Source organism: Agromyces sp. NSFZ (assembly GCF_056156205.1).
Genome location: NZ_CM149585.1, coordinates 4,144,732 through 4,168,655, shown reverse-complemented (window position 1 = coordinate 4,168,655; position 23,924 = coordinate 4,144,732). Strand labels below are relative to the sequence as shown.

The 23,924-nt window shown below is 71.9% G+C and carries 28 protein-coding genes; 12 read left to right on the top strand and 16 right to left on the bottom strand.

Annotated features, from left to right (window positions below; all coding sequences use genetic code 11):
* Positions 1-89 precede the first annotated feature (89 nt).
* Positions 90-563, top strand: coding sequence for a hypothetical protein (locus ACVFI9_RS19900; RefSeq protein ID WP_474763909.1), 474 nt, complete (start codon positions 90-92; stop codon positions 561-563).
* An 84-nt stretch (positions 564-647) separates the two neighbouring features.
* The gene (locus ACVFI9_RS19895; RefSeq protein WP_474763908.1) at positions 648-1,292 is read left to right on the top strand and encodes a DUF305 domain-containing protein; all 645 of its coding nucleotides are present in this window, start codon (positions 648-650) and stop codon (positions 1,290-1,292) included.
* 87 nt (positions 1,293-1,379) lie between these two features.
* Here the strand turns inward: ACVFI9_RS19895 and ACVFI9_RS19890 are convergent, their stop codons facing one another.
* Both ACVFI9_RS19890 and ACVFI9_RS19885 read right to left on the bottom strand, forming a co-directional pair.
* Positions 1,380-2,291 (bottom strand): cation diffusion facilitator family transporter, encoded by a 912-nt coding sequence (locus ACVFI9_RS19890; protein WP_474763907.1) that lies wholly within the window; start codon positions 2,289-2,291, stop codon positions 1,380-1,382.
* A complete protein-coding gene (locus ACVFI9_RS19885; RefSeq protein WP_474763906.1) occupies positions 2,288-2,953 on the bottom strand; it encodes a dienelactone hydrolase family protein in 666 nt (221 codons plus the stop codon). The genes ACVFI9_RS19890 and ACVFI9_RS19885 overlap by 4 nt, the downstream gene beginning before the upstream one ends.
* Before the next feature lie 173 nt (positions 2,954-3,126).
* Between ACVFI9_RS19885 and ACVFI9_RS19880 the strand changes: the two genes are divergently transcribed.
* Together ACVFI9_RS19880 and ACVFI9_RS19875 are read left to right on the top strand one after the other, a co-directional pair.
* Entirely contained in the window at positions 3,127-3,924 is a 798-nt protein-coding gene (locus tag ACVFI9_RS19880) for an MTAP family purine nucleoside phosphorylase (protein ID WP_474763905.1), read from the top strand.
* The gene (locus ACVFI9_RS19875; RefSeq protein ID WP_474763904.1) at positions 3,921-4,997 is read left to right on the top strand and encodes an NAD-dependent epimerase/dehydratase family protein; all 1,077 of its coding nucleotides are present in this window, start codon (positions 3,921-3,923) and stop codon (positions 4,995-4,997) included. The genes ACVFI9_RS19880 and ACVFI9_RS19875 overlap by 4 nt, the downstream gene beginning before the upstream one ends.
* Here ACVFI9_RS19875 and ACVFI9_RS19870 read toward each other — a convergent pair.
* Both ACVFI9_RS19870 and ACVFI9_RS19865 read right to left on the bottom strand, forming a co-directional pair.
* The gene (locus ACVFI9_RS19870; RefSeq protein ID WP_474763903.1) at positions 4,987-6,132 is read right to left on the bottom strand and encodes a sensor histidine kinase; all 1,146 of its coding nucleotides are present in this window, start codon (positions 6,130-6,132) and stop codon (positions 4,987-4,989) included. The genes ACVFI9_RS19875 and ACVFI9_RS19870 overlap by 11 nt on opposite strands.
* A complete protein-coding gene (locus ACVFI9_RS19865; RefSeq protein WP_474763902.1) occupies positions 6,119-6,862 on the bottom strand; it encodes a response regulator transcription factor in 744 nt (247 codons plus the stop codon). Before ACVFI9_RS19865 ends, ACVFI9_RS19870 begins: the two co-directional genes overlap by 14 nt.
* A gap of 105 nt (positions 6,863-6,967) precedes the next feature.
* On the opposite strand from ACVFI9_RS19865, the gene ACVFI9_RS19860 reads away from it, so the two are divergent.
* Genes ACVFI9_RS19860 through ACVFI9_RS19850 form a run of 3 tightly spaced genes read left to right on the top strand, consistent with a single transcriptional unit; the run spans position 6,968 to position 8,954 of the window.
* Positions 6,968-7,636: a glycosyltransferase family 2 protein gene (locus ACVFI9_RS19860; protein WP_474763901.1), complete on the top strand. Its 669-nt coding sequence runs from the start codon at positions 6,968-6,970 to the stop codon at positions 7,634-7,636.
* On the top strand, positions 7,633-8,274 hold the full coding sequence (locus ACVFI9_RS19855) for a TIGR04282 family arsenosugar biosynthesis glycosyltransferase (RefSeq protein WP_474763900.1): 642 nt from the start codon (positions 7,633-7,635) through the stop codon (positions 8,272-8,274). Before ACVFI9_RS19860 ends, ACVFI9_RS19855 begins: the two co-directional genes overlap by 4 nt.
* Positions 8,271-8,954 carry a class I SAM-dependent methyltransferase gene (locus ACVFI9_RS19850; protein WP_474763899.1) on the top strand — a complete coding sequence of 228 codons (684 nt, stop codon included), beginning with the start codon at positions 8,271-8,273 and terminating at the stop codon, positions 8,952-8,954. Before ACVFI9_RS19855 ends, ACVFI9_RS19850 begins: the two co-directional genes overlap by 4 nt.
* On the opposite strand, the gene ACVFI9_RS19845 is transcribed toward ACVFI9_RS19850, so the two are convergent.
* Together ACVFI9_RS19845 and ACVFI9_RS19840 are read right to left on the bottom strand one after the other, a co-directional pair.
* A complete protein-coding gene (locus tag ACVFI9_RS19845; protein ID WP_474763898.1) occupies positions 8,924-9,388 on the bottom strand; it encodes a hypothetical protein in 465 nt (154 codons plus the stop codon). The genes ACVFI9_RS19850 and ACVFI9_RS19845 overlap by 31 nt on opposite strands.
* Complete coding sequence (locus ACVFI9_RS19840) at positions 9,385-10,572, bottom strand: molybdopterin-dependent oxidoreductase (RefSeq protein ID WP_474763897.1); 1,188 nt, start codon at positions 10,570-10,572, stop codon at positions 9,385-9,387. The genes ACVFI9_RS19845 and ACVFI9_RS19840 overlap by 4 nt, the downstream gene beginning before the upstream one ends.
* Positions 10,573-10,753: 181 nt before the next feature.
* On the opposite strand from ACVFI9_RS19840, the gene ACVFI9_RS19835 reads away from it, so the two are divergent.
* From ACVFI9_RS19835 to ACVFI9_RS19815, 5 genes are all read left to right on the top strand, one after another.
* Positions 10,754-12,121: a hypothetical protein gene (locus ACVFI9_RS19835; protein ID WP_474763896.1), complete on the top strand. Its 1,368-nt coding sequence runs from the start codon at positions 10,754-10,756 to the stop codon at positions 12,119-12,121.
* Positions 12,122-12,203: 82 nt separating this feature from the next.
* On the top strand, positions 12,204-12,857 hold the full coding sequence (locus tag ACVFI9_RS19830) for an RNA polymerase sigma factor (protein ID WP_474763895.1): 654 nt from the start codon (positions 12,204-12,206) through the stop codon (positions 12,855-12,857).
* Between the two features lies 1 nt (position 12,858).
* Entirely contained in the window at positions 12,859-13,599 is a 741-nt protein-coding gene (locus ACVFI9_RS19825; RefSeq protein ID WP_474763894.1) for a hypothetical protein, read from the top strand.
* A 370-nt stretch (positions 13,600-13,969) separates the two neighbouring features.
* Entirely contained in the window at positions 13,970-14,902 is a 933-nt protein-coding gene (locus tag ACVFI9_RS19820; RefSeq protein ID WP_474763893.1) for a hypothetical protein, read from the top strand.
* 402 nt (positions 14,903-15,304) lie between these two features.
* Entirely contained in the window at positions 15,305-16,978 is a 1,674-nt protein-coding gene (locus ACVFI9_RS19815; RefSeq protein WP_474763892.1) for an ABC1 kinase family protein, read from the top strand.
* A 3-nt stretch (positions 16,979-16,981) separates the two neighbouring features.
* Here ACVFI9_RS19815 and ACVFI9_RS19810 read toward each other — a convergent pair whose 3' ends face one another.
* From ACVFI9_RS19810 to ACVFI9_RS19765, 10 genes are all read right to left on the bottom strand, one after another.
* Positions 16,982-17,734, bottom strand: coding sequence for an LOG family protein (locus ACVFI9_RS19810; RefSeq protein ID WP_474763891.1), 753 nt, complete (start codon positions 17,732-17,734; stop codon positions 16,982-16,984).
* Positions 17,735-17,885: 151 nt separating this feature from the next.
* The gene (locus ACVFI9_RS19805) at positions 17,886-18,572 is read right to left on the bottom strand and encodes a hypothetical protein (protein ID WP_474763890.1); all 687 of its coding nucleotides are present in this window, start codon (positions 18,570-18,572) and stop codon (positions 17,886-17,888) included.
* A gap of 88 nt (positions 18,573-18,660) precedes the next feature.
* A complete protein-coding gene (locus tag ACVFI9_RS19800; protein WP_474763889.1) occupies positions 18,661-19,494 on the bottom strand; it encodes an LLM class F420-dependent oxidoreductase in 834 nt (277 codons plus the stop codon).
* Positions 19,495-19,504: 10 nt separating this feature from the next.
* Positions 19,505-20,971: a phytoene desaturase family protein gene (locus ACVFI9_RS19795; RefSeq protein ID WP_474763888.1), complete on the bottom strand. Its 1,467-nt coding sequence runs from the start codon at positions 20,969-20,971 to the stop codon at positions 19,505-19,507.
* Positions 20,972-21,176: 205 nt separating this feature from the next.
* Positions 21,177-21,626, bottom strand: a complete 450-nt coding sequence (locus tag ACVFI9_RS19790; protein WP_474763887.1) for an SRPBCC family protein — start codon at positions 21,624-21,626, stop codon at positions 21,177-21,179.
* Entirely contained in the window at positions 21,626-22,174 is a 549-nt protein-coding gene (locus ACVFI9_RS19785) for a DUF2231 domain-containing protein (protein WP_474763886.1), read from the bottom strand. The genes ACVFI9_RS19790 and ACVFI9_RS19785 overlap by 1 nt, the downstream gene beginning before the upstream one ends.
* A 16-nt stretch (positions 22,175-22,190) precedes the next feature.
* Complete coding sequence (locus ACVFI9_RS19780; protein WP_474763885.1) at positions 22,191-22,550, bottom strand: DUF7882 family protein; 360 nt, start codon at positions 22,548-22,550, stop codon at positions 22,191-22,193.
* A 12-nt stretch (positions 22,551-22,562) separates the two neighbouring features.
* Positions 22,563-22,769 (bottom strand): hypothetical protein, encoded by a 207-nt coding sequence (locus ACVFI9_RS19775; protein WP_474763884.1) that lies wholly within the window; start codon positions 22,767-22,769, stop codon positions 22,563-22,565.
* A 260-nt stretch (positions 22,770-23,029) separates the two neighbouring features.
* On the bottom strand, positions 23,030-23,527 hold the full coding sequence (locus tag ACVFI9_RS19770; RefSeq protein WP_474763883.1) for an SRPBCC domain-containing protein: 498 nt from the start codon (positions 23,525-23,527) through the stop codon (positions 23,030-23,032).
* Positions 23,524-23,859: an ArsR/SmtB family transcription factor gene (locus ACVFI9_RS19765; RefSeq protein ID WP_474763882.1), complete on the bottom strand. Its 336-nt coding sequence runs from the start codon at positions 23,857-23,859 to the stop codon at positions 23,524-23,526. Before ACVFI9_RS19765 ends, ACVFI9_RS19770 begins: the two co-directional genes overlap by 4 nt.
* Positions 23,860-23,924: the final 65 nt, after the last annotated feature.

Sequence of the window (23,924 nt, the reverse complement as noted above, 5' to 3'; positions counted from 1 at the left end):
CGTCACGCTACGTCCAGCGGATGTCGCGAGCCCGAGCCGAAGGTCCTGTGAGCGTTCGTTGCGCCTCCCAGCGTCCGCATAGGGGGGCGATGCAGCATGACCTCATGGGCCATCCGCCGAGGATCGCCACGACCGTCGCCTGGGTCGTGGTGGCGCTCCTGCTCGCCCTCGCCCCGGTGTATCACGCCGTCTGCATCGCGCCCGCCGCGTCGGATGCCGCGACGCACGTCATGGCGGACGGCACCGTGATGACGACTCCGGCGCTCGCGTCGGATGCCTCGGATGCCGCCCACGCGGGCCACTCCGGCACGACCCTCATCGAGGCGCTCGCCTCGGCCGGTCCGTCGAGCGAGTTGGGCGACGAGACCGGCCTGGTCGGGGCGATCGTGCTGGTCGCGGGCCTGGCCGTGCTGTCGCTGGCCGTGTTCGCCCGCAGGTGCCCCATGCTGCCGGCACGAGGCATCCCACCGAGACGCGCGCCCGCTGCCGCGGACCGGCGTGACCTGCGCGCCCGGTCATCGACCGACGTCGACCTGCACCGCTTGGGGATCTCGAGGACGTGATGCGCGTCGTGCGCGCGGGCGGGGCATCCGCTCGTTCGCAGACGGCCACCGAGAGACCCTCAACCGATGTAAGGAAGCACCACCATGTTCACACGCAAGAACCGCGCTGCCGTCTCGGCCGCGCTCGCGCTCGCGCTCGCGCTCGCGCTCGCCGCAGGCCTCGCCCTGACGGGCTGCACGATCAACCTCGGCAACCCGGGGGATGACGACCGGGGCAGAGACGACCACATGTCGGGCCAGGGCCCGATGGGCGGCGCCTACGACTCCGACGAGTTCAGCCCCGGCGACATCATGTTCGCCCAGATGATGATCCCCCACCACCAGCAGGCCGTCGACATGTCCGACCTCGCGCTCGAACGGTCGACCGACCCCGACGTGCGGGAGCTCGCCCAGCAGATCCGCGACGCGCAGGCGCCCGAGATCGAGCAGATGGAAGGGTGGCTCGACGAGGCCGGCGCCGGCACGTCGATGGGCCACTCCCCGTCCGACATGGGCATGGGGATGGGCGGCATGCTGAGCGACGAGGACATGACGGCCCTCGAGAACGCCACCGGGGCCGAGTTCGACCGGCTCTACCTCGAGGGCATGATCGAGCACCACGAGGGCGCAATCCAGATGACGCACATGATCGAGGACTCCGACAACGACGAGGTGCGGGCGCTCGCCGAGGCCATCGTCGAGAGCCAGACGGCCGAGATCGAGCGCATGGAGGCGATGCTCGCCGGCTGACCGCGGGGCCCGGCCGCGCCGGGGTGCCGGTCGACTGGATCGGCACCCCGGGGCATCCGAAACCTGCCCGCGACCGCGCGCTGAAGCTCACCGCGTCCCGTCGGTGCCGACGGTCTGCGGCTCGACGTGCACGATGGTCTCCGTCTCGGGGAGCAGCGCCTCGACGGTGTCCTCGAGGTCGCGAGCCAGGTCGTGCGCCACCTCCACGGTCCAGTCGCCCGGCACTCGCATCACCGCCTGGACGAGGCGCCGACGACCCAGTTCGACGGTGCGGATGGGCGCGAACTCCACGCCGTGCGCTGACGCGAACCGGGTGAGCGCATCCTCCACCAGACGACGTTCCTCCCGCGGGATCGCACGGCTGAGCAGACCGCTCACCGAGCGCCGGAGCAGACGGTACCCGGTCCAGAGGATGTTGGCGCCGACGAGGAGGGCGATGATCGGGTCGAGGACGACCCAGCCCGTGAAGGCGACGAGTGCGATGCCCACGAGCACGCCGACCGAGGTCCAGACATCGGTCATCAGGTGCTTGCCGTCGGCCACGAGCGTCATCGACCGCCGTCGGCGGCCGACGCGCTGCAGCACCAGGCCGACGACGAGGTTCACGACGGATGCCGCGGTCGCGAGGACGAGTCCGAGGCCGGGCAGGTCGAGTGGTGCGGGGTGCAGCAGGCGCTGGAGCGCGCTCCAGATGATCGCCGCCGCCGCGATGACGATCATCGCCCCCTCGGCCATGACCGAGAGGTACTCGGCCTGGCCGTGCCCGAACTGGTGCGTCGGGTCGGGCGGGCGCACCGCCACGCGCAGCACGATGAGCCCGAGCACCGCGGCGACGAGGTTGACGCTCGACTCCAGTGCATCCGAAAGCAGGCCGACCGATCCGGTGATGAGGGCGGCGGTGGCTTTGAGCGCGATGGTCAGGACGGCCGCGCCGATCGAGAGGTACATGAAGCGGTACAGCCCCGCCGGGTCTCGACGAACGGCGACGGAGCCGGTCACGCCGCGGATCCGATGTGCCGCAGGAACCAGTCGCGCGCGAGCTCGGCCACCTGCTCGAGCGTGCCGGGCTCCTCGAAGAGATGCGTGGCGCCCGGCACGATCTCGAGCTCCGCAGGGCAGGTGAGCTGCGCGAGCGCGATGCGGTTGAGTTCGATGACCTGCCGGTCGTCCCCGCCGACGATGAGGAGCGTGGGCGCCCGCACGCCGGCCAGCTTCGGCCCGGCGAGGTCGGGTCGCCCGCCGCGGGACACGACCGCTGCGACGTCCACCATCGGATCGGCGGCGGCCACGAGCGCGGCCCCTGCGCCGGTGCTCGCGCCGAAGAAGCCGACCGGATGCCGCGCAGCCTCGGGCTGCTCGCCGAGCCAGCGCACCGCCGTGACGAGGCGGTCGGCGAGGAGGTCGATGTCGAACACGTTCGCCCGGTCGGCCTCCTCCTGCACGGCGAGGAGGTCGACGAGGAGCGTGCCGAAACCGGCGTGCTGAAGGGTCTCGGCGACGAACCGGTTGCGCGGGCTGTGCCGGCTGCTGCCGCTGCCGTGGGCGAACACGACGAATCCGGCCGGCTCGGACGGCACGGCCATCGTGGCGGCGAACTCGACGCCGCGATCGGGGATCCGCACCTCGAGCTCGCGGATGCCGTCGTCTCCAGGGTTGCCCATGATGCCGTCCCCTCAATCGTGCGCAGGGAACGCTACCCCGTCCCGGGCTCCGTCGCCGAGTCGAAGGTCCTGCGGGATCCCGGCCGGCCGGGACGGCTCGGCCCGGCATCCGCGTCACGGGATCGTAAGGAACAGCCCATCCCGGCCGGGCCGGCCCGCGACAGGGTGGACTGATGACGGACATCGTGGGCGTGATCGGCGGCACCGGTATGGGCGCACTGGTCGAGGAGGGGGCGGCGCGCAGCATCCGCACGCCGTTCGGTGCCGCGAGCGTGACCGTCGGCAAGCTCGCCGGGCGCCCGGTCGCCTATCTCCCGCGCCACGGTGCGCGGCATACGGTCCCGCCTCACCGCATCAACGCGCGAGCCAACCTGTGGGCCCTCGCCAGCCTCGGCGTGCAGGCCGTCGTCTCGACCGCTGCCGTCGGCTCGCTGAACCGGGCGTTTCCGCCCGGCACGTTCGCGGTCGCGGACCAACTCGTGGACCGCACCTTCGGTCGTGCCGACACCTACTTCGACGGCGAGCTCGTGCGGCACCTGCCGTTCGCCGACCCCTTCTGCCCGACCCTGCGCTCGGTCGCGATCGAGGCGATTCCGGATGCCGCACCGCGGGCGACCGTCGCGGTGGTGCAGGGCCCCAGGTTCTCCACCGCCGCGGAATCGCGCATCCTGCGCGATTCCGGAGTGGACCTCGTGAACATGACCCTGTGTCCCGAGGTCGTGCTCGCCGCGGAGATCGGCATCGGCACCGTGACGGTCTGCGTCGTGACCGACACCGACAGCGGCGCGTCGGCCGGCGACCCCGATGCCGTCACGGCGGAGCTGGTGTTCCGTCGGCTGGCTGCAGCCAGGCCACGCCTGGTGGCCGCGATCGAGCGGGTCGTGGGCTCGATCCCCGCAGGCTACTCGCCTCGCCCACTCATCGACGATGAGGCGGTCGCGACCCTGCGCGCGCTGCCGGTGGCGCCATGACCCTGCTCGTCACCGGTGGCGCCGGGTTCATCGGAGGCGCGATCACGCGCCTCGCCACGGCGCGCGGTGAGGAGGTGCGCCTGCTCGACTCGCTGCGGCCCGACGTGCACGCGGCCACGAGTGCGCCCGCTCGATCGGCCGGGCAGATCGACGGGGTCGAGACCGTGCGCGGCGACGTCCGCGACCCCGATACGCTCGACCGCGTCCTGCGCGGCGTCGACGTGGTCTGCCACCAGGCCGCGAAGGTGGGCCTCGGGGTCGACCTGCAGGATGCCCCCGATTACGTCGCGTCGAACGTGACCGGCACCGCCGAGCTCGTGGCCGCCATGGCGCGCGCGGGCGTCGCACGACTGGTGCTCGCCTCGTCGATGGTCGTCTACGGCGAGGGCGCCTATCACGACGCGGCCGGCCGCCGTCGCCGACCGTCGCCGCGCGCGGACGCCGACCTCGACGCCGGCCGATTCGAGCCACGCGATCCCGAGACGGGCGAGCCGCTCGCACCCGACCTCGTCGACGAGGACGACGTGCTCGACCCCCGCAATGTCTATGCGCTCACGAAGCTGGCACAGGAGCAGCTCGCCGCGAGCTGGGCCCGCTCCACCGGCGGCGCAGCGATCGCGCTGCGCTACCACAACGTCTACGGCCCGGGCATGCCCCGCAACACCCCCTATGCCGGTGTCGCTGCGCTGTTCCGTTCGGCGATCGAGCGCGGCGAGCCGCCCCGGGTCTTCGAGGACGGCCGGCAGCGTCGCGACTTCGTGCACGTGACGGATGTCGCGCGCGCGAACCTCGCGGCCATCGACGGGCTGCCCGCGCAGCCCCCCGGCGCCATGCGCGCGTTCAACGTCGGGTCGGGGGCCGTGACCACCATCGGCGAGGTCGCCGAGCAGCTCGCCCGCATCATGGGGGGACCCGCTCCCGTGGTCACCGGCGAGTACCGCCTCGGCGACGTCCGGCACATCACGGCCTCGTCGGCGAGGGCGTACCGGGAGCTCGGCTGGCGGGCGTCGGTCTCGATCGAGGACGGGCTGCGGGAGCTCGCCGCCGGCGGCCCGCCGACCGTCACGCGGTGAGCGGCGCGTCTCGAGGGAGCAACAGGTCGAAGCGGCATCCACCCGGCACGTTGCGCACCGCGACCTCGCCGCGATGCGCGCTCATGATGCCCTTGACGATGGCGAGTCCGAGGCCGGCCCCGCCCGATGCGCCGTCATGCAAGGACGGCGTACGGGCCTTCGACCCCCGCCACGCGGGCTCGAACACGCGCTCGAGGTCGGCCTCGTCGAGGCCGCCGCCCTCGTCGATGACCGACACCATGGCGCGATCGTCGACGAGGCCGACCGACACCGAGATGGGCGTCCCCTCCGGCGTGTGCTGGATGGCGTTCATGAGCAGGTTCCCGATGGCCCGTGAGAGCTCGCGGGGGTCGGCCATGACCACGAGGTCCTCGGCGAGCGGCGCCTCGATGCGGATGTCGCGACCGCGAGAGGCCGGGCGGAGGTCGGCCACCGTGTCACTCACGACGTCGGAGAGCGACACCTCCTTCAGCGAGAGGTGGAGCGCGTCGGCGTCGATCTTCGACAGCTCGAACAGGTCGTCGACCATGCTCGCGAGCTGGTCCACCTGCATGCGCATCTGGCGGTGGTAGCGGGCGGGATCGGGGGCGATGCCGTCCTCGAGCGCCTCGGCCATTGCGCGGATGCCGGCGAGCGGCGTGCGAAGGTCGTGCGAGATCCACGCGACGAGTTCCCGGCGCGACGCCGCGATGCGCTGCTCGCGCTCGCGCGACTCGGCGAGCTTCGCGCTCGTCGCCACGAGCTCGTCGGCGAGGGCGTTGAGCTCGCTGTTCGAGTACCGGCCCGCCGACTCCAGCCGCTCGCCATCGGCGATGCGGCGTGCGGCGTGCGACAGCGCGCGTGAGTTGCGTGCGACGAGCCACCCGAGCACCGCCACGAGCGCGAGCGACACGACACCGGAGATCGCGGCGACCGCCACCGCGACCGTGAGGTCGTGCTCGGAGAGGTACATCTGGTTCGCCACGCCCACCATGCCGGCGACGACGGAGACCATGGCCGCGAGCACGAGCACGCACACCTGCACGACCACCGACGTCCGTCGCAGCGCGAGCAGTGCGACCACACCGAGCCCGGCGACGACCGCCGTGGTGGCGAGCGCGATCCCGGCGATCGCGACGAGATCAGACCACGGCATCCTGGGCACCCCCGATCGTGAACCGGTATCCGATGCCCCACACGGTCGTGAGCATCGCCGGCGAGCGTGGGTCGCGCTCGATCTTCTCCCGCAGTCGGCGCACGTGCACCGTGACCGTCGAGAGATCCCCGTAGGTCCAGCCCCACACGGTGCGCAGCAGGTCCTCGCGGCTGAAGACCTGGTTGGGATGCTTCAGCAGGAACTCGAACAGGTCGAACTCGCGCACCGTCAGGTGCAGCTCGGCACCGTCCCTCGTCGCGACGCGGGACGAGGGATCCAATCGGAACCCGCCGTACTCGAGCGCCGACTCGGGCGTGAACTCGTCGATCGAACGACGCAGCACCGACTGCACGCGCAGCACCAGCTCACGCGGCGAGAAGGGCTTGGCGAGGTAGTCGTCGACGCCGGCCTCGAGACCGGCGATCCGGTCATCCTCCGAACCCAGCGCGGTGAGCAGGATCACCGGCGTGGCGATGCGTTCACGGAGCCGCCGGAACACCTCGAGCCCGTCGATGCCGGGCAGCATGCGGTCGAGCACGATGAGGTCGGGCGCGAACCGCGCGGCGGCGTTCAGCGCCGCGAAGCCGTCGCCGGCTTCCTCGACCACGAAGCCGGTGGCACGCAGGTAGCTCGAGGCGACCTCGGCGACGGTGGGATCGTCGTCGACGACCAGCACGCGTCGACCCACGAGGTCCTCGTTGCCGATCGGAGAAGGGGCGGACACGCTCACACACTACGTCCGCGGCAGGCGAGCGACGCGGGATTCGCGGCATCCGTCCGGGTTCCGTAAGAGTTGCCACGGTCCGGCGCCGGGCGCCCGGCCTAGCGTCGAACCATGCCGACCACTCGACTCGATCTCGTGCTCCCCTGCCTCGACGAGGAGAGCGCGCTGCCGTGGGTCCTCGGCCGGCTGCCCGATGGCGTGCGTGCCATCGTCGTCGACAACGGTTCGACCGACGACTCCGCCGCCATCGCGCGCGAGTTCGGCGCGGTCGTCGTCACCGAGCCCCGGCGTGGGTTCGGCTCGGCCGCCGCGGCCGGTCTCGATGCGGCGGATGCCCCGCTCGTCGCGTTCTGCGACGCCGACGCCTCGCTCGACCCGGTCGAGCTGCCTCGCCTCGTCGCGCTGGTCGACCGGGACGAGGCCGATCTCGTGCTCGGACGCCGCCGTCCGACCACGCCGGGAGCGTGGCCGCCGCACGCCCGTTTCGCCAACCGGGTGCTCGCCGCACGCATCTCGCAGCGCACCGGCACCCGGCTGCACGACCTCGGCCCCATGCGGGTGGCGCGCACGGCCTCGCTGCGGGCACTCGCACTTCGCGACCGGCGCAGCGGCTTCCCGCTCGAGATGGTGCTGCGGGCGGCCGCCGCCGGCTGGCGGATCCGCGAGGTCGACGTGCCGTACGCGCCACGCGAGGGCAGGTCGAAGGTCACGGGCACGCTGCGGGGCACGATCACCGCGATCGGCGACATGACCAGGGTCCTCGCGAAGGTGCCACGGTGACCGCGGTCGTCGTCATCGCGAAGGAGTGCCTCCCCGGGCGCGTGAAGACGCGACTGAGCCCGCCGTTCGCTCCGGTGGAGGCGGCGCAGCTCGCGGCGGCGAGCCTCGACGACACGCTCGCGACCGTCACCGCCCTGTCCGTCGCGCGACGTGTGCTGTACTTCGACGGCACGGAGCCGCCGGCCGCCGCGCGCGGCTTCGACATCCTCACGCAGTCGGGCGGCGCGCTCGACGCCCGACTGGCCAACGTGTTCGACGCGCTCGCCGAGCCGACGCTCCTCGTCGGCATGGATACGCCGCAGTTCGCGGCAGAGCACGTCGCCGCGGCGCTGATGGCGCTCGAGTCGCCGCATCCGGCTGCTCCCGATGCCTGGATCGGCCCGGCGGCCGACGGTGGGTTCTGGGCGCTCGCCATGCGCGAGCCGCGTGGCGACGTCATCCGCGGCGTCGGGATGTCGCGCGCCGACACGGGCGCCGTGCAGCGCGGTCGGCTCGAGCGGGCGGGCCTGTCGGTGGGGACCCTCCCGGTGCTCGCCGATGTCGACACCGTGGCGGAGGCATCCGTCATCGCCGCTGCCGCACCGGGCACCCGGTTCGCGCGCGAGTTCCGCCGCCTCACGCTCGGACGGTCGGCGTGAGCGCGCCGGCGGTGCCCCACGGCGCGGTCTTCGGCGCGGGCCGTGCGGCGCCGTACGAGCGCGTGCTCACCCGTGGCCGCCCGGGCCGGCTCGCCCTGCGCAGCATCGACGGGACGCACGGCCCGTTCCACTTCGACGTCGGCAGCTGGCTCCGGGCCGCGACCCCCGCCGACCTCACCGCGCTCGACGGCGCGACCGGGCCGACGCTCGACGTCGGCTGCGGTCCGGGCCGGATGGTGCGTGCCGCGGCCGCCCGGTCGATTCCGGCACTCGGGATCGACGTGGCACCGCACGCCGTCGCCCGCACCCGTCTCGACGGCAGCCTGGCGCTCCTCCGGTCGGTGTTCCACCGCGTTCCGCTCGAGGGACGCTGGCAGACGATCCTGCTCATGGACGGCAACATCGGCATCGGCGGCGACCCCGGTGCACTGCTCGCACGGTGTCGCGAACTCCTCGCCCCGCTCGGTTCGATCGTCGTGGAGATCGACGCCGACCCGCAGCTGTCGGTGCGGGCGATGTGCACGGTCGTCGACGAGGACGGCAACGAGAGCGAGCCCTTCCCATGGGCGCGCCTCGGCCGGTTCGCCATGGCGGAGGCCGCGGAACTCGCGGGCCTCCAGGTGGTGGAGGAGTGGGAGTCGGCAGGGCGTCACTTCGTGCGCGTGGCGATCCCCGCCTGACCCCGGACGCGAGCCGCAACCCGGACGCGAGCCGCCGACCAACCGACGGCGACGGCCGCCACGGCGAGAAGCACGGCCCACGCGGCCGCGAGCGCCGGCAGGTACGAGCCCACCAGGATCGTCGGGTTGGCGTTGCCTCGCGCCTGCGCGATGATCGCCGGCAGCGCGATCGCGGTGAGGATCGCGCCGACGAGCAGGGCGGCCTGGGCCACCGCGACGCCTGCGGGACCGACGCGGTCGCGCACGCGTGCCGCGCCGAGCCCGACCGCCACGGCGACGGGTGCGACGACCCCGTCGTGCAGCACGATCGCCGCACCCACCCAGACGACGACCCCGAGCCAGCGCGACGGCGGCACGTCGGCGAGCAGCACCAGGCCGCCCACGCCGACGAGCGCGAGCCCCGCCGCGACGAGCAGCACGCGCGCGATCCTCATGCCGTCACCTCGATCGAACGCAGCCACTTCGTCTGCATGACGCCCGGACGGCCGGGCGCGATCACCCGGGCGGGGTAGCCGTGGTCGAGGTGCAGCGTGGCACCGTTGAGCTCGAGTGCGATGAGCGTGAGCGGATCCCGCGCGTACTCGGCCGGCATCTCGGTGCGCCCGAACGATCCCCGGGTCTGCAGGCTCGTGAAGACGAGCGGCGCGGTCGGATCGGCGCCCACCTCGGCGAGCAGGTCGACGAGCCGCACCCCGCGCCACGACGCCGACTGGCTCCAGCCCTCGACGCACGCGATCGGCAGCACGGCCTCGGCCTGCGGCATCCGGCGCAGCTCGTCGAGCGTGAACGCGCGCACCCCAGCCGGCGTGATCACGTCGAGCGACCAGTCGGGCGCGACGGCGGTCGCGGTCACCCCCGCCTGCGCCGCGGTGCGATTGACGGGCAGCCCCTGGGGGCCGACGCCCGTGCGCCGCGGCGCGAACGCGTTGAACGGCGCGAGCGCGTCGACCGTCTGGCCCGCCGTGAGGAGCACGGCCGAGGCGGTCGCCGCGGCGACCCCGCCCACGAAGGTGCGGCGGGAGATGAACCGGCCCGCGGCATCCGGATCTCGTTCGACCCGACGACGGCGCCAGACGCGCGCGATCACGGGCAGCTTCACGCCGAGGTGCACGGCGAGGCTGCCGATGACCACCCACGCGAGCGCGAAGTGCACCGCGCGGAACGAGAACGGGAACGGGTACCACTGCACGATGTTGAGCAGGCCGATCGCGACCTCGACGAGCGCGGCGCCTACGAGCGCGGCGATCGACACGCGTTCGAACAGGTTCGGCAGCGACGTCACGGGCGGCCAGGTGAAGAGCTTCGGGTAGACCGTCCACAGCTTCGCCAGCAGCAGCGGGACCGCGGCGATGCCGCTGATCACGTGGGCGCCCTGCGTGTACCGGTAGAGCTCGGCGGGACGGGTCGGAAACGGGAGCCACGGCAGTGGGTCCTGCAGCAGGTGGCTGTAGATCCCGGTGACGAAGCACACGAGGAAGGCCGCGGCGAGGAGCCGCCCGATCACGACCGCCGTACGCGGCGACTTCACGGGGTCGTCGACCGTCGCCTGCACGCGGCGTGCGTGCGGCTCCATCGCGGCGGCGAGCCGTGCGGCGGCGCGTCCGGTGAGGTCTGCCATGCGACCAGTCGAGCACCGGCGGTGAGTCGCCGCGTCGCCCGGAAGTTACGGTTCACGAACGGGCGGATGCCGCGTCACCCGAGTTCCTCGATTCGTAAGGGTTCGCCGCGGCGGGCGAGGGGCCGACGACCATAGCGTCGGGGACGTGCATGCACGCCGCCGACCAGCCCCGAGGAGCGGCATGACCGCGCCGAGCGCCATGGCCGCGGCATCCGCCCACCCGGCGCGCGCCGAGCGCGCCGTGCCGTGGATCGGGCTGGGCGTCGCCGTGGCGCTCATCGCGCTCGCCATGCTCGTGCCGGTGCTGCTCGGGCAGGACGTGCACGTGCGGTCCTTCCCGCCGCTGCACGCCGAGTGGATGCCGCGGGCCGGACCGGGAACGCTTCCGGCCGTCGTGCTCGCGCTCGCCGCATCCGTCTCCGGCATGACCGCGGGCGCGCGGGCGCCGTGGTGGGCGCTCCTCGCGGGGAGCTTCGTGGTCGGCGCGCTCTGGCTGACGAGCCTCGCCCTGGTCGACGGGCTCGACGGCATCGGGGTCATCCTCGACACGCCGTACGAGTACCTGGGCACCGCCCGCGAGGTCAGCGACGTCCCGGCCACCCTGCGCGAGTATGTCTCGCGCATCCCGCTCGATGCCACGGACAACTGGCCCGTGCACCTCGCCGGCCATCCGCCGGGCGCACTGCTCGTCTTCGTCGGGCTCGTTCGACTCGGGCTCGGCAGTGGGCTCGCCGCGGGGTTCGCCGTGCTGCTCGTCGCCGCCACGACGCCGGTCGCGGTGCTGCTGCTCCTGCGCCGGCTCGGCGCGGAGCAGGGAGCCCGGCGGGCGGCGCCGTTCCTCGTGATGGGGCCCGCCGCGATCTGGATGGCGGTGTCGGCCGATGGCATGTTCGCGGCCGTGGCGGCGTGGGGCCTGTGCGCGCTCGGGTACGCGGCGACGGCGTCCGGGCGCGGCCGGGTCGCAGGATGGAGCGTCGTCGCCGGCCTCCTCCTCGGGTACTGCGTCATGCTCTCGTACGGACTGCCACTGCTCGCCATCCTCGCGCTGGCGGTGCTGTTCCTGGCCCGGAACTGGTGGCCGCTGCCGTGGGCGGCGGGCGCGGCGCTCGCCGTGGTGCTGGCATTCGCGGCGTTCGGCTTCGCGTGGTGGGAGGCCTACCCCGTGCTCGTCGACCGCTACTGGGACGGCATCGCCACCCGACGGCCCGGAACGTACTGGATCTGGGCCGACCTCGCGGCGCTCGCGGTGAGCGCCGGCCCGCTGGTCGGCGCCTCGATCGCCGTGGCGGTGCGGCGCGGCATCCGGTTGCGGCACCTCAGCGGAGCCGAGCGCGCGATCGTGGTGCTCGCCCTCGCGGGCACGCTCATCGTGCTCGCCGCCGACCTCTCGCAGATGAGCCGCGCCGAGGTCGAGCGCATCTGGCTCCCCTTCGTGCCGTGGCTCCTGCTCGGCACGGCGCTGCTCTCCATGCGGTGGCGCCGGTTCGGATTCGCGGGGCAGCTCGGGTTCGCGCTCGTCGTGCAGCACCTGCTGCACACCGGGTGGTGAGGGCTGAGGGGTGAGGGCTGAGTGCCGGCTGTGGATGATCGCCGCCGCGCCTCAGGCCCGTCCCCTACACTCGATCCCCGACATGGCTGACCCAGAGAGCGCACTGTCTCGCGCGACCTCCCGTCCGAGGTCGGCGCCACGCTCGGCACCCTCCGAGGCCGTGCCCGACGACGCGTTCCAGGCGGTGCTCCTCGCCGCGCAGTCGGGCGCCCAGTGGGCATGCACGAATCTCTGGGTCGACCACGCTCCCGCCGTCGTGGCATTCCTCCGCGCCCGCGGGTCGCTCGAGCCCGAAGACCTCACGAGCGAGGTCTTCCTCACGGTGTTCGACGAACTGCACGAATTCCGCGGCGACGCGGCCGCGTTCCGCACCTTCGTCTTCACGATCGCCTACCGGCGCCTCGTCGACGAGCTCCGCCGCCGCTCCCGCCGGGGCCAGCACGTCGAGTGGAGCGTCGAGCTCGACGAGCGGCGCAGCCCGAGCGCCGAGCAGGCGGCCATGCAGCAGCTCTCGGATGCCTCGACACGCGCGCTGCTCGACGGGCTGCCGCCCGACCAGCGCGACGTCATGGTGCTGCGCATCATCGGCGACCTCACGGTCGACCAGGTGGCCGAGGTGCTCGGCAAGCGCCAAGGAGCCGTGAAGGCCCTGCAACGGAGGGCGCTCGAGTCGTTGCGAAAGAAATTCGCCCGAGGCCGTACCCCTGGAGCGGCATCCGTCGATAGCAGGGAGTGAGATGAGATCACACCGGATCACCGACGACAACGCTGCGGTCGTGATGCGCGGGCAGGAACCCGAAGCTCGCGACGACCTCGCGGTCGTGGCACACGCCGTCGCGGCGTTCCGGCGTGACTCGCTCGAGCCGCCACCGCAGCCCTCGGCTGCGCTGGCGGCCCGCCTCGACCTCGAGAGAGTGGCGAGGCTCACGCCTTCGGCAGAAGAACTGTACGCAACGACTTCGGCGACGGCACCCGCGACCCGGGTGTCGACGCCGGGAACACGGAGAAGAAGAGTGGCACTGAGCGGATTGATGGGCCTCGGGCTCGCGGCGAAGATCGCCATCGGAGCGGGCGCTGCGGCGCTCGTGGGTGTCGGCGGCGCTGGTGCCGCGGGCGCGGCGGGCGTGCTGCCCGAGCCGGTGCAGGTGGTCTTCAACGAGGTCACCGGTCACCCGGGCAACAACGTCAGCGAGACTGGGCTCGAGAACAGCGAGTTCGGCCAGCAGACCGCCGAGGACGCGCGCCAGAAGGGCGAGGAGAAGCGCGAAGCCGCCCTCCAGAACGCCGAGGAGAAGCGTCAGGCCGGCCTCGAGAACGCCGCCGAGCACGCCGTGACCGGTCAGGAGACGGCCGGCGAGCACGCGCAGGTCGGGCAGGAGACCGCCGAGGAGAAGAGCCAGGCCGGTCAGGATGCATCCGAGGGCGCCGGTGACATCGCCGACGAGAAGAGCCAGGGCAAGGCCCCCGCGGGCGACTGACGCCCCCACAGGTTCCCCCGGGAGTCGGACCCTCGCCGTGACGGCGGGGGTCCGATTCTCGTCCGGGGGCAATCGATCGTCGGGCCGCGCCCGGTCGGGGCGCCGGCGCCCCGGAATCGAGAAGTCGCGGATGCAGGGTGCGACCCTGCATCCGCGCCCGTTCGACGAGGCGCGATCTCCGCAGCCCCGGCGCTTCACATCGAGAAGTCGCGTTTGCAGGGTGCGACCCTGCAATCGCGCCCGTTCGATCAGACACCTCACCGATCAGACACCTCGCCGAGCAGACGCCTGACCGAGCAGACGCCTGACGCGACGCGACGCCTGTGGAAAATGGCGTCCGTCCTGGCTCCGCGTTCGGCAGGGTGGGCGGATGACCCGACGTGCCCCGCTTGCCCCGTATCTGCACGGCGCCGCATTCCGCGTCAGCGAGCACGAGTTCCACGAGGCGAGCCGCGGACGGCTCCGGGCGACCGATGTGCAGCGGCCGTTCACGGGGGCTCGATCCGTCGGGCTGGATCTCGCGGATGTGGTCGGGCGTTGCCGTGCGTACGAGCCGCTGCTCCGCGAGGGCGAGGCGTTCTCGCACGACACCGCGGCGATGCTGTTACGCCTGCCGCTGCCTGAGGACGCGACCGAGGTGCACGTGCTCGCCCCGCCCCGTGCCACCAGGGCTCGCGGGCGTGACGTCGTCGGCCACGTGGCATCCGTCGCCCCCCGGATGCTTCTGCATGAGGGGTTCCGCGTCGTCGCGCCTGCCGATGTGTGGTGCCAGCTCGCCAACAGGTTGTCGACGTACGACCTCGTCGCGCTCGGTGACGCGATCGTCACGGGTCGGCGCAGCGGCCAGACGCGCGCATCGGCACACGCGACGATCGACCAGCTGGGGGATGCCGCGGAGCGGTGGGGACGCCGACGCGGCCGGGCGAACCTCGCGGCCGCGTTGCCACGCGTGCGCGTGGGGGCGGAGTCGCCCAAGGAGAGCCACCTCCGGCTCACGCTCGTCGACGGCGGCCTGCCGGAGCCGGTTCCCAACCCGCCGGTCGAGCTCGCCGACGGCACCGTCGTGCATCCCGACCTCGCATACCCCGACCTCCGGATCGCGTTCGAGTACCTCGGCGACATCCACCGCACCGATCGGCGACGCTGGCAGGAGGACCTGCGACGCCGGCGCGCGCTCGTCGCTGCCGGGTGGCGCGTCATCGAGGTCACCGCCGACGACCTCGGGCCGCATCGGGCGGCGTTCCTGGCGAGCGCACGCGCCGCGCTCGCCGCGCCCCTGCCGACGCCGGCTGCCGGTTCCTGAACCGGCGCGGGAACGGATCGAACGGGCGCGTTTGCAGGGTCGCACCGTGCATCCGCGACTTCTCGATTCTGGGGGTGGGGCGAGGGGGTACGGGAACGGATCGAACGGGCGCGTTTGCAGGGTCGCACCGTGCATCCGCGACTTCTCGATTCTGGGGGTGGGGGGTGAGGGGAGTGGGTGCGCGGGGCGCGGGAACGGATCGAACGGGCGCGTTTGCAGGGTCGCACCGTGCATCCGCGACTTCTCGATTCTGGGGGTGAGGGGAGTGGGTGCGCGGGGTACGCGGGCGGTGCCCCGAGCTGGGAGATCGTCGCGCGTTCGGCGGCGGAGCGGATGCCGCGAGCGGCCCCGGTGTACGTTGAAACGACCCGGAAGGACGCCCAGACACGACGAGGGGTCGACATGACCACCGGCCAGGCCGACACGACGCATACCGCCCGATACCGCGAGATCGCCGCGATCCTCCGACGCCACAGCCTCGGGTTCCTCGGAGGTCTCATCGGGCTCGATCGGCTCATGCCCTTCCGGCGGCGGGGGGCCGCGACATCCGGCGCCGAGACCCACGAATCCCCGGCCCACCTGCGGCTCGCGCTCGAGGAACTCGGTCCGACGTTCATCAAGCTCGGCCAGGTGCTCTCCACGCGCCCCGATCTCCTCCCGCCGGCCTACATCGACGAACTGGTCAAGCTGCAGGATGCCGCACCGCCGGTGCCGGTCGACCTGATCCGCGACGTGATCCGGCGCGAGCTCGGCGGCGAGCCCGAGGAACTCTTCGCCTCGTTCGAGAACGAGCCGCTCGCCTCGGCCTCGATCGGGCAGGCGCACGTCGCGACCCTGAAGGACGGCACGCCGGTGGTGGTGAAGGTCCGCCGCCCCGGAGCCGTCGCGCAGGTGCAGCAGGACGTCGAGATCGTACAGAACCTCGCGATGCGCGCGAACCGCTCCTGGGACCTCGCGCGCGAGTACGACGCCGCGGGACTCGCCGACGAGTTCGCGAAGACGATCCGTTCCGAGCTCGACTACCTGCAGGAGGGCCGCAACGCCGAGCGCTTCGCCGAGAATTTCGAGAACGAGTCGGATGTCGTGATCCCGCGCGTGTTCTGGGAGTTCACGACGTCGCGGGTGCTCACGCTCGAGCGGATGCAGGGTGCCAACGTGAGCGACGGGCCGGCCCTCGACGCCGTCGGCGTGGACCGCAAGCACGTGGCACGCCGCGGTGCGGACATCGTGCTGAAGATGACCTTCGAGGACCGGTTCTTCCACGCCGACCTGCACCCCGGCAACCTCTTCATCCATGACGACGGCACGATCGCGCTCATCGACTTCGGCATGGTCGGCGTGGTGGAGGAGGAGCTGCGCGGCCACCTCAGCAACCTCTTCATCTCCCTGGTGCGCGGCGACCACAACCTGCTGGCGTCCGCGCTCGTGGGTGTCTCGGTCAGCGCGGCCTACGTCGACCGGGACGTCCTGCGCGAGGACCTGCGGGTCTTCCTGACGCACTACCGGCTGCGCTCCCTCCGCGAGACCCCGTTCGCACGGATGATGGGCGACCTGTTCGGGATCCTCCGCGACAACCACCTGCGGCTCCCGCGCGAGATGGCGCTGCTGTTCAAGGCGCTGCTGCAGATCGAGGGGCTCGCCGTGAAGCTCGACCCCGATTTCCGGCTCGGTGAAGCCCTCGAACCCTACGCCCAGCGGTTGTCCCGCGAGCGCACCAGCGCGCTGGTGTTCGCGAGGCGACTCGCGCGCGCCTCGGCCGACATGGGTGAGCTGGCCCTCGACCTGCCCGGTGTGCTGCGCCGGATCATCGATCAGGCCGACACGACGGGCATCCAGGTGCACCTGCGGGCGGCAGAGCTCGAGCCCATCGTCGGCCGGGTCGAGCGCATCGGCAACCGCCTCGTCGCGGGCATGATCAGCGCCGCCTTCATCTCGGGCATCGGCAACGTGGTGTCGCGGGAACGCAAGTGGCGCTCGTGGGAGGGCGCGATGGTCGGCACGGGCCTCGGCGTCCTCAGCGCGATGGGCGCGTACCTCGCGTGGACGGCCAAGCGGCGGGGGCGCCGTCGGCCCTGACCGTCAGTCGCTGCCGCTCGATTCCTCCAGCGACTGCTGGCGCTCCCATCCGGCCTGCACGAGTTCGACGATCTCGTCGGCGTCGTCGGACACGGTCATGAGGTCGAGGTCGTCGGCGGCGATGTAGCCGGATGCCGCGGGCTGTTCCCTGATCCAGGCGACGAGTCCGTTCCAGTAGTCGGAGCCCGCGAGGATTACGGGGAAGTCCTCGATCTTCCCGGTCTGCACGAGCGTGAGCGCTTCGAACGTCTCGTCGAGCGTGCCGAAGCCCCCGGGGAGCACGACGAACGCCGAGGCGTAGCGCACGAACATCAGCTTGCGCGCGAAGAAGTAGCGGAAGTCGAGGGCGAGGTCGACGTAGGCGTTGAGTCCCTGCTCGTGGGGCAGCTCGATGCCGAGCCCGACGGACGCTCCGCCGGCCTCGATGGCGCCCCGGTTCGCCGCCTCCATGACACCGGGCCCACCGCCCGTGATGACGGTGAAGCCCGCGGCGGCGAGACCCGCTCCGATGCGGCGCGCGAGGAGGTAGTGCGGGTGCTCGGTCGGGGTTCGGGCGGAGCCGAAGACCGAGACCGCCTTCTCGGTGCCGCGGAGCAGCTCGAAGCCCTCCTCGATCTCGTCGCGCATGCGTTCGACGCGGATCCGGTCGGCCGCCGTGTCGGCGATCTGCCGGAGGAGCTCCACATCGGGTATGCGGTGGTGCCAGACCGGCGTCAGGCGGTTCGAGTCCAGCTCATCACCCAGTTGATCTCCCATGTCCGCTCCTCGTCGACCGAGGACGCCTGCTCCCAGACGGCCGACTCGTCGTCGATCGAATGCCAATGGTATCGGGCGCTGATGCTGCGACCGTTGTCGTCGACGGTCCACTCGCAACGCCCATGGAGACCTGCACAGCCGCAGGCCGAGGTCAGTTCACCGCGACCACTCGCCGGTGCGACCGCGTCGGCCTGAGCGCGACGAGGGCGCCCCGGATCACGAACACCGACCAGGCCACGAGCCCGAGCAGCTTGGCGCCGTCCTCGACGAACACCGACCACTGCGTCGGATCCATCACGATGTCGACGAGCGCCGAGGCTGCGAACGCGGCCAACGCGACCACGAGGAGACCGGCGTCGAGCTGCTGCCGGATCGTCGTGCGGAAGCGGATCAGGTATCGGATGAAGACGATCCCGTACGCGGCCGCGACGCCGATCGAGGCACCGGGAACGAACGCGGCGGTCTCGTGCAGGAGCAGCAGGTCGTCGAGCACGAGGCCGAGGCTGATCAGAGCGCTCCACAGGACGAGCGATCGCAGCGGGCCCGTCCTTCCGCGGAGCAGGACCCAGGCGATGACCGCGGATCCAGCAGCCATCGCCGTCACCACGGCGCCGAGGTTGGAGACGAGGCCGTAGGCGGTGTGGGAGTCTCCGTGCCGTGCCGCCACGTTCTGGGCGTCGCGCAGCAGGTCGGTCGCCGGCACCCACGGCTGCAGGGCCGCGGCCGCGAGTGCGGCGGCGACGGACAGCCCCACGGCGAGATAGATCGCCACCGGGGTATGCGTCGTCGCACGCGCCTGCGGCGCGGCGGTTCGGTGCTCTGCGAGTGCGGGAATCACAGCCTCAAGCTATATCGCGAGTCAACGCGAGAAGAAGGCCTTGACAACCGCCGCCGGCCCCGACTCGCGCGGAATTCCGCGCGAGGAATCAGCGTCCGACCGCACCGGCGATCGCCGCGAGCGTGGAGAGTGGGTCGTCGCGCCCCGGGAGCACCTGGATCGCCACGTGGTCGGCGCCCGCCTCGAGGTGCGCGTCGAGGCGCGCGACGATCGCCGCCACCTCGCCATGTGCGACGAGCTCGTCGATGACGTCGTCGGTGCCGCCGTCGGCCAGCGACGCCTCGGCGAAGCCCATGCGCCGAAGGTTCGCGCGGTAGTTCGTGAGCTCGAGGTACGGGCCGACGACCTTGTGTCCGACATAGCGGGCGGCCGAGGCATCCGTCGTCAGCATCACCTTCTGCTCGGGTGCGAGGAGCGGGCCACTGCCCATCACCGTTCGAGCGGTGCGGGTGTGCTCGGGCGTCGTGAGGTACGGGTGGGCGCCCGCGGTTCGCTCGGCCGCGAGCCGGAGCATCCGCGGCCCGAGTGCGGCCAGCGCGACCCGCCCGAGCGGAACCCCGAGCGATTCGAGGGCGTCCAGCGTCTCGACGATGGCCGTATACGGGGTTCGGTACTGTTCCGCCGATTCCGGATGTCCCGCGCCGATGCCGAGCAGCAGCCGGCCGGGGTGGCGACCCTCCACCCGGTGGAAGGATGCCGCGAGCCCGTCGGGCGTCGAGCGCCAGATGTTCACGATCCCGGTCGCGATGACGAGCCGGTCGGTGGTGTCGAGGAGCCGCTCGGGGAGCGCGAGATCCTCCGCCGCGCCGCCGAGCCACAGCGCACCGAATCCGAGCCGCTCGACGCCCGCGGCGATCTCGGGCGTCGTGGTGCGGCTCGGGCGCCAGACTCCGTAGCGGCCGAGTTCGAGTGGTGACGTCACGTCGATCACGTTACGCCGGCGACGACGACTGGAGCGCCAGGTTCGGCAGCGCCCGGATCCCGAACTCGTGGCGCAGCGCGCTGAGCGCCGCGTACCAGCCGTTGAGTCCCGTGACCCCGGGACCCGGCGGCGTCGATGCGGACGCGAGGTACACCCCGCGCACGGGGGTGCGCCATGGATCGGTCGAGACCACCGGGCGGCGCACGAACTGCGTCATCGACGGCGTGCCCGCGGCGATGTCGCCGAGCACGTAGTTCGGGTTGTGCTCCTCGACGTCGAGGGCCGTCTGGCTCGAGACGGCCAGCACGACGTCGCGGAATCCCGGCGCGAAGCGCTCGACCTGCCGGGTGACCGCCTCCTGCTGGTCGCGATCCGAGCCTCGTGGAACGTGCGTGTACGTCCAGAGCACGTGCAGTCCGGCGGGTGCCCGCGACGGGTCGACGATCGTCGGCTGCGACACGAGCACGTACGGCGAGGCGGCGTGGTGGCCCTTGGTGACCCCGACCTCGGCGCGGGCGATCTCGGCGCGGGTGCCGCCGAGGTGCACGGTTCCCGCCCCCGCGAGCGCGGGGTTCGCCCACGGTACCGGCGCCGAGAGCGCGAAGTCGACCTTGGCGACGCCGTTGCCGTAGCGGAATCGGCGCAGCGATCGGGCATAGGCCCACGGCATCCGCGCCCGGGCCATGCGCAGGAGGGCCTTCGGCGTGACATCCAGCAGCACCGCTCGCGATGACGGCAACTGGCCGAGGTCGGTGATCTCGGCGTCCGTGGTGATGGTACCGCCGTGCGCGAGGAGGTCGTCGGCGAGGGCGTCGACGATCGCCTGGCTGCCGCCGACCGGGATCGGCCACCCACGCGCATGGGCGTAGGTGCCGAGCGCCAGGCCGGCACCCGCCGAGGCGAGACCCGGCATCGGGAGGATGGTGTGCGCCGCCACGCCGGTGAGCATGGCCGGCGCAAGCTCCTCGGCGAACCGGGCGTTCCAGAGCGGTGATCCCTGCTCGAGGGCGCGCAGTCCGAACAGGATCGTGGTCAGCGGATGCTCCGGCAGGCCCACGAGGTTGCTCCCCGTGAACGACGCGACCTCGTCGGCCCGCGCCACGAGCGGCGCCATGAGGCGCCGGTACGCCTCGCCGTCGCGGCCGAGCTCGGCTGCCGTGCGGTCGAGGTCGCGGTAGGCGAGCCCCGCTCGGCCGCCGTCGAGCGGGTGCGCGTACGAGATGGGCGGCTGGCGCAGTTCGATGCGGCGGGACAGCTCGAAGTCGCGGAAGAAGCGCGAGGCGAGGGCCATCGGATGCACCGCCGAGCACACGTCGTGCCGGAAGCCGGGCAGCGTGAGTTCCGAGGTGCGCGCACCGCCGCCGATGGTGGGGTTGCGCTCGAAGACGTGCACGCGCAGACCCGCGCGCGCGAGCGTGACCGCGGCGGCGAGTCCGTTCGGCCCGGCACCGACGACGACCGCGTCCACGTCGGTCATCGGGCCCGCCTCCGGGCGAGGGCGATTCCGGCGGCTGCGACGCCGGCCGAGACGGCGCCCGCCGCTGCGGCGATCGCGGATGCCGCATGCCGGTTTCCGGGAATCGCGAACACGGTCGATTCTCCCACCCGGGTGCGTGGCCGAGGACGCCGGACGACGGCGCGCCCGGGTCCGGCCGATCCACCCAGCACCACGGCGACGGGCATCAGGGCGTCCTGTTGCTCTCGCGTCCCTCGGCCAGATACGCGAGGCGCTGCAGTGTCTCGCGGTTCCGCACGTACAGCATCGGCTCGGTGAGGAAGCGCGGGATCCAGCTGCCAGGCCCCTCGACCGCTTCCTCCTGGATGCGCACGACACATCCGTCGCCCCGCTCGCGAACGTCGATGGTGACGCTCGCCTCCCCGATCGGCCACCCCTTCGCGCGCATGACGGCGCGCACCGGCGGATGCCATTCGAGGCTCACCGTCTCGTCGTCGATGAGGAGGGGCCACACGCCCACGGAGTGGTGCAGTTCGCTTCCCTCAGCGGGCCAGTCGCGGTCCACGTCGCGCATGCGGGACGCGCCGACCACCCACGACGGATACAGCCAGCCGTCGGCGAGCACCTCGAACACCGCCTGCGGCGTGCAGGCCATCGTGCGGACGTTGCGTGACATCAGCCCTCCCGTCGGAACCCGGCCGACTGCTCGTGCTCGTCGGCCACGCGAACCCCGTAGTGGTAGGCGAGCTTGCCGCCGAGCCATCCCGAGACGCCGAGCACGAGCACGCCGAACACGCCGAGCACGATGGCCGTGATGTTCACGTCGCCCGGCTCGTCGGCGAGGCGGATGATGAGGCTGATCAGGAACACCGCGACGACGCCGAGGTTCAGCGCCATGTGCGTGAGACCGGTGCGTCTGGCCGGCGTGCCGGGGGCGAGCTGCAGCAGGTCGAGGAGTCCGAAGACGGCGGCGAGCGCGGCGCCGACGAGTCCGATGCCCACGAGCAGGGTCGCGCCGATCGCGTACGGCTCCGGGTCGTCGACGAGGAGCGAGACGAGGTCGAACACGACACTCGCGATCCACGCGCCGATCGGGATCGTCACGAGGATCGGGTGGAACGGGTGGCCGTAGGGTCCGGCGAGCGCCACACGGGGCCGCTTCGCCTGGTGCAGCGCGTCCGCCCCGTCCATCCGCCCGCGGTGTGAAGCGGTATTGCGGTTCATGGTCGACTTCCTTCCCTCAAGCGGGTTCATGCCCTTCTCCCTGCGCCTGCGACGGGTCTTCAGGGTCTTCGGGCATCACGACGGGGACGTCCTCGGCCTGGATGACCAGACCGCCCCCCTTCGATGCGAGGTCTGCGAGCTTCTCGGCCCAGGCCAGGTTGAGCTTCGGCTCGACGCCGGTCGAGTACTCGACGTAGACGGGGACGCCGTTGTCGATCCACACCGCATGGCGTCCTTCACCCGAGGCGGTCGGCGCCTTCCAGCTCATGAAGAAGTTCTCACCGCGGCGGAGCTTGACGCCGATGATCAGCTGGAGGTGCGCGAGGAGCCGGTCGTCCATGTCGAACGCGTGGTCACCGTAATTCAGTACTCCCATCTCGTCCTTCTCTCAGATCATCTCGAAGGGATCCAGCGCGGAGGTCTCCCACCGTTCCGCTTCGGCCGGCACCGGTCTGGGCTCCGGATCCTCGACGTCCGCGACCTCGATCGACAGGCTCGTTCCGGGAGAGACGAGCACGTTCACCGCCCGTCGAGGAGTGCCGAGGAGTTCGACGAAGCCGCCTCCCGCGCGGACCAGTTCGGTGATCGTCGCCATGATCGCTTCGAGGCTCTGATCAGCCGGAAGCCGATACTCTCGCCGTTCGATGATGATCCTCGTCACACGCATGGCTCCCCGTTCACCGCTCTGGTTCCCGCCCCGAACATCTGGTTCCCACCCCGAACATCTGGTTCCCACCTTGTGGACATCTCCAGCGGACATCTCCAGCCCAGTCTGGGCGCTTCGAGCGGGAAGGGGAACGCCCTTGACCTCGCGGCCGACGGATGCAACGGCGGTCGCGTCACCTGACCGGGAGGTTACACCACGCCCGCCTCCACGAGCGTGGCGAGCGCCTCGGTGACCGCGCCCCAGCCGTCGAAGAACCCGAGTTCCTCGTGCCGGCTCCGGTCGGCCGGATCGCGGTGTCTGACGATGACGCGGTACTCGGTGCCATCCGGATGCTCCGCGAAGATGATCTCGGCGGTCATCGCCACCGGCGTGGGCGTCGCCGGACGCCACGAGCTGTCGATCGCGTTCGTGAACACCAGCCGCTCGTCCTGATCGACGACGAGGAACAGGGCATCGGAATGCGGCACGAACTCCACGCCGTCGTCGCTCATTCGCGTGACGAACCCGCCGCCGGGGCGAACGTCGAGGACATCGACGCGCGCCGTCGTCGGCGCGGGCACCCACCATCGTTCGAGGAGAGCGGCAACCGTCCAGGCGCGCCACACGTCATGTCGCGGCGCGCGGATGACCCGCTGCAGCGTGAGGTCGAGATCGGGATCGATCGCGGGGCTGGTGATGGTGATCATCGGTTCTCCTCCTGAGGGGCGACGAGGGCTTCGAGGCGGTCGGTGCGCGCGTCCCAGATCGCCCGCTGTTCGGCGAGCCAGCCGTCGAGCAGCGCGAGTCGCTCACGGTTGAGCGCGCAGGTGCGCACGCGGCCGGACTTCGCCGTGCGCACGAGTCCGCTCGACTCGAGGGCGCGCAGGTGCTTCATGAACGAGGGCAGGGTGATCGGGAAGTGTCGCGCCAGCTCGCCGACACTCGCCGGGCCGTGTCCGAGCCGGCGGACCACCTCGCGACGCGTGGGATCGGCGATGGCGACGAGCACGCCGTCGAGTTCGTCAGAATAGTTAGCCACGAAGAAAAGTATTGCAGGCCCGAACGATGAGCGCAACGGCCACGTGTCGTCGCGGCCTGTGGAGA

Excerpts from the sequence above, each read along its gene's own strand:
- ACVFI9_RS19900 (WP_474763909.1), top strand. The coding sequence starts at position 90 with ATGCAGCATGACCTCATGGGCCATCCGCCGAGGATCGCCACGACCGTC.
- ACVFI9_RS19895 (WP_474763908.1), top strand. The coding sequence starts at position 648 with ATGTTCACACGCAAGAACCGCGCTGCCGTCTCGGCCGCGCTCGCGCTC.
- ACVFI9_RS19885 (WP_474763906.1), bottom strand. The coding sequence starts at position 2,953 with ATGGGCAACCCTGGAGACGACGGCATCCGCGAGCTCGAGGTGCGGATC.
- ACVFI9_RS19880 (WP_474763905.1), top strand. The coding sequence starts at position 3,127 with ATGACGGACATCGTGGGCGTGATCGGCGGCACCGGTATGGGCGCACTG.
- ACVFI9_RS19875 (WP_474763904.1), top strand. The coding sequence starts at position 3,921 with ATGACCCTGCTCGTCACCGGTGGCGCCGGGTTCATCGGAGGCGCGATC.
- ACVFI9_RS19870 (WP_474763903.1), bottom strand. The coding sequence starts at position 6,132 with ATGCCGTGGTCTGATCTCGTCGCGATCGCCGGGATCGCGCTCGCCACC.
- ACVFI9_RS19860 (WP_474763901.1), top strand. The coding sequence starts at position 6,968 with ATGCCGACCACTCGACTCGATCTCGTGCTCCCCTGCCTCGACGAGGAG.
- ACVFI9_RS19845 (WP_474763898.1), bottom strand. The coding sequence starts at position 9,388 with ATGAGGATCGCGCGCGTGCTGCTCGTCGCGGCGGGGCTCGCGCTCGTC.
- ACVFI9_RS19840 (WP_474763897.1), bottom strand. The coding sequence starts at position 10,572 with ATGGCAGACCTCACCGGACGCGCCGCCGCACGGCTCGCCGCCGCGATG.
- ACVFI9_RS19835 (WP_474763896.1), top strand. The coding sequence starts at position 10,754 with ATGACCGCGCCGAGCGCCATGGCCGCGGCATCCGCCCACCCGGCGCGC.
- ACVFI9_RS19830 (WP_474763895.1), top strand. The coding sequence starts at position 12,204 with ATGGCTGACCCAGAGAGCGCACTGTCTCGCGCGACCTCCCGTCCGAGG.
- ACVFI9_RS19825 (WP_474763894.1), top strand. The coding sequence starts at position 12,859 with ATGAGATCACACCGGATCACCGACGACAACGCTGCGGTCGTGATGCGC.
- ACVFI9_RS19820 (WP_474763893.1), top strand. The coding sequence starts at position 13,970 with ATGACCCGACGTGCCCCGCTTGCCCCGTATCTGCACGGCGCCGCATTC.
- ACVFI9_RS19815 (WP_474763892.1), top strand. The coding sequence starts at position 15,305 with ATGACCACCGGCCAGGCCGACACGACGCATACCGCCCGATACCGCGAG.
- ACVFI9_RS19810 (WP_474763891.1), bottom strand. The coding sequence starts at position 17,734 with ATGGGAGATCAACTGGGTGATGAGCTGGACTCGAACCGCCTGACGCCG.
- ACVFI9_RS19795 (WP_474763888.1), bottom strand. The coding sequence starts at position 20,971 with ATGACCGACGTGGACGCGGTCGTCGTCGGTGCCGGGCCGAACGGACTC.
- ACVFI9_RS19790 (WP_474763887.1), bottom strand. The coding sequence starts at position 21,626 with ATGTCACGCAACGTCCGCACGATGGCCTGCACGCCGCAGGCGGTGTTC.
- ACVFI9_RS19785 (WP_474763886.1), bottom strand. The coding sequence starts at position 22,174 with ATGAACCGCAATACCGCTTCACACCGCGGGCGGATGGACGGGGCGGAC.
- ACVFI9_RS19780 (WP_474763885.1), bottom strand. The coding sequence starts at position 22,550 with ATGGGAGTACTGAATTACGGTGACCACGCGTTCGACATGGACGACCGG.
- ACVFI9_RS19775 (WP_474763884.1), bottom strand. The coding sequence starts at position 22,769 with ATGGCGACGATCACCGAACTGGTCCGCGCGGGAGGCGGCTTCGTCGAA.
- ACVFI9_RS19770 (WP_474763883.1), bottom strand. The coding sequence starts at position 23,527 with ATGATCACCATCACCAGCCCCGCGATCGATCCCGATCTCGACCTCACG.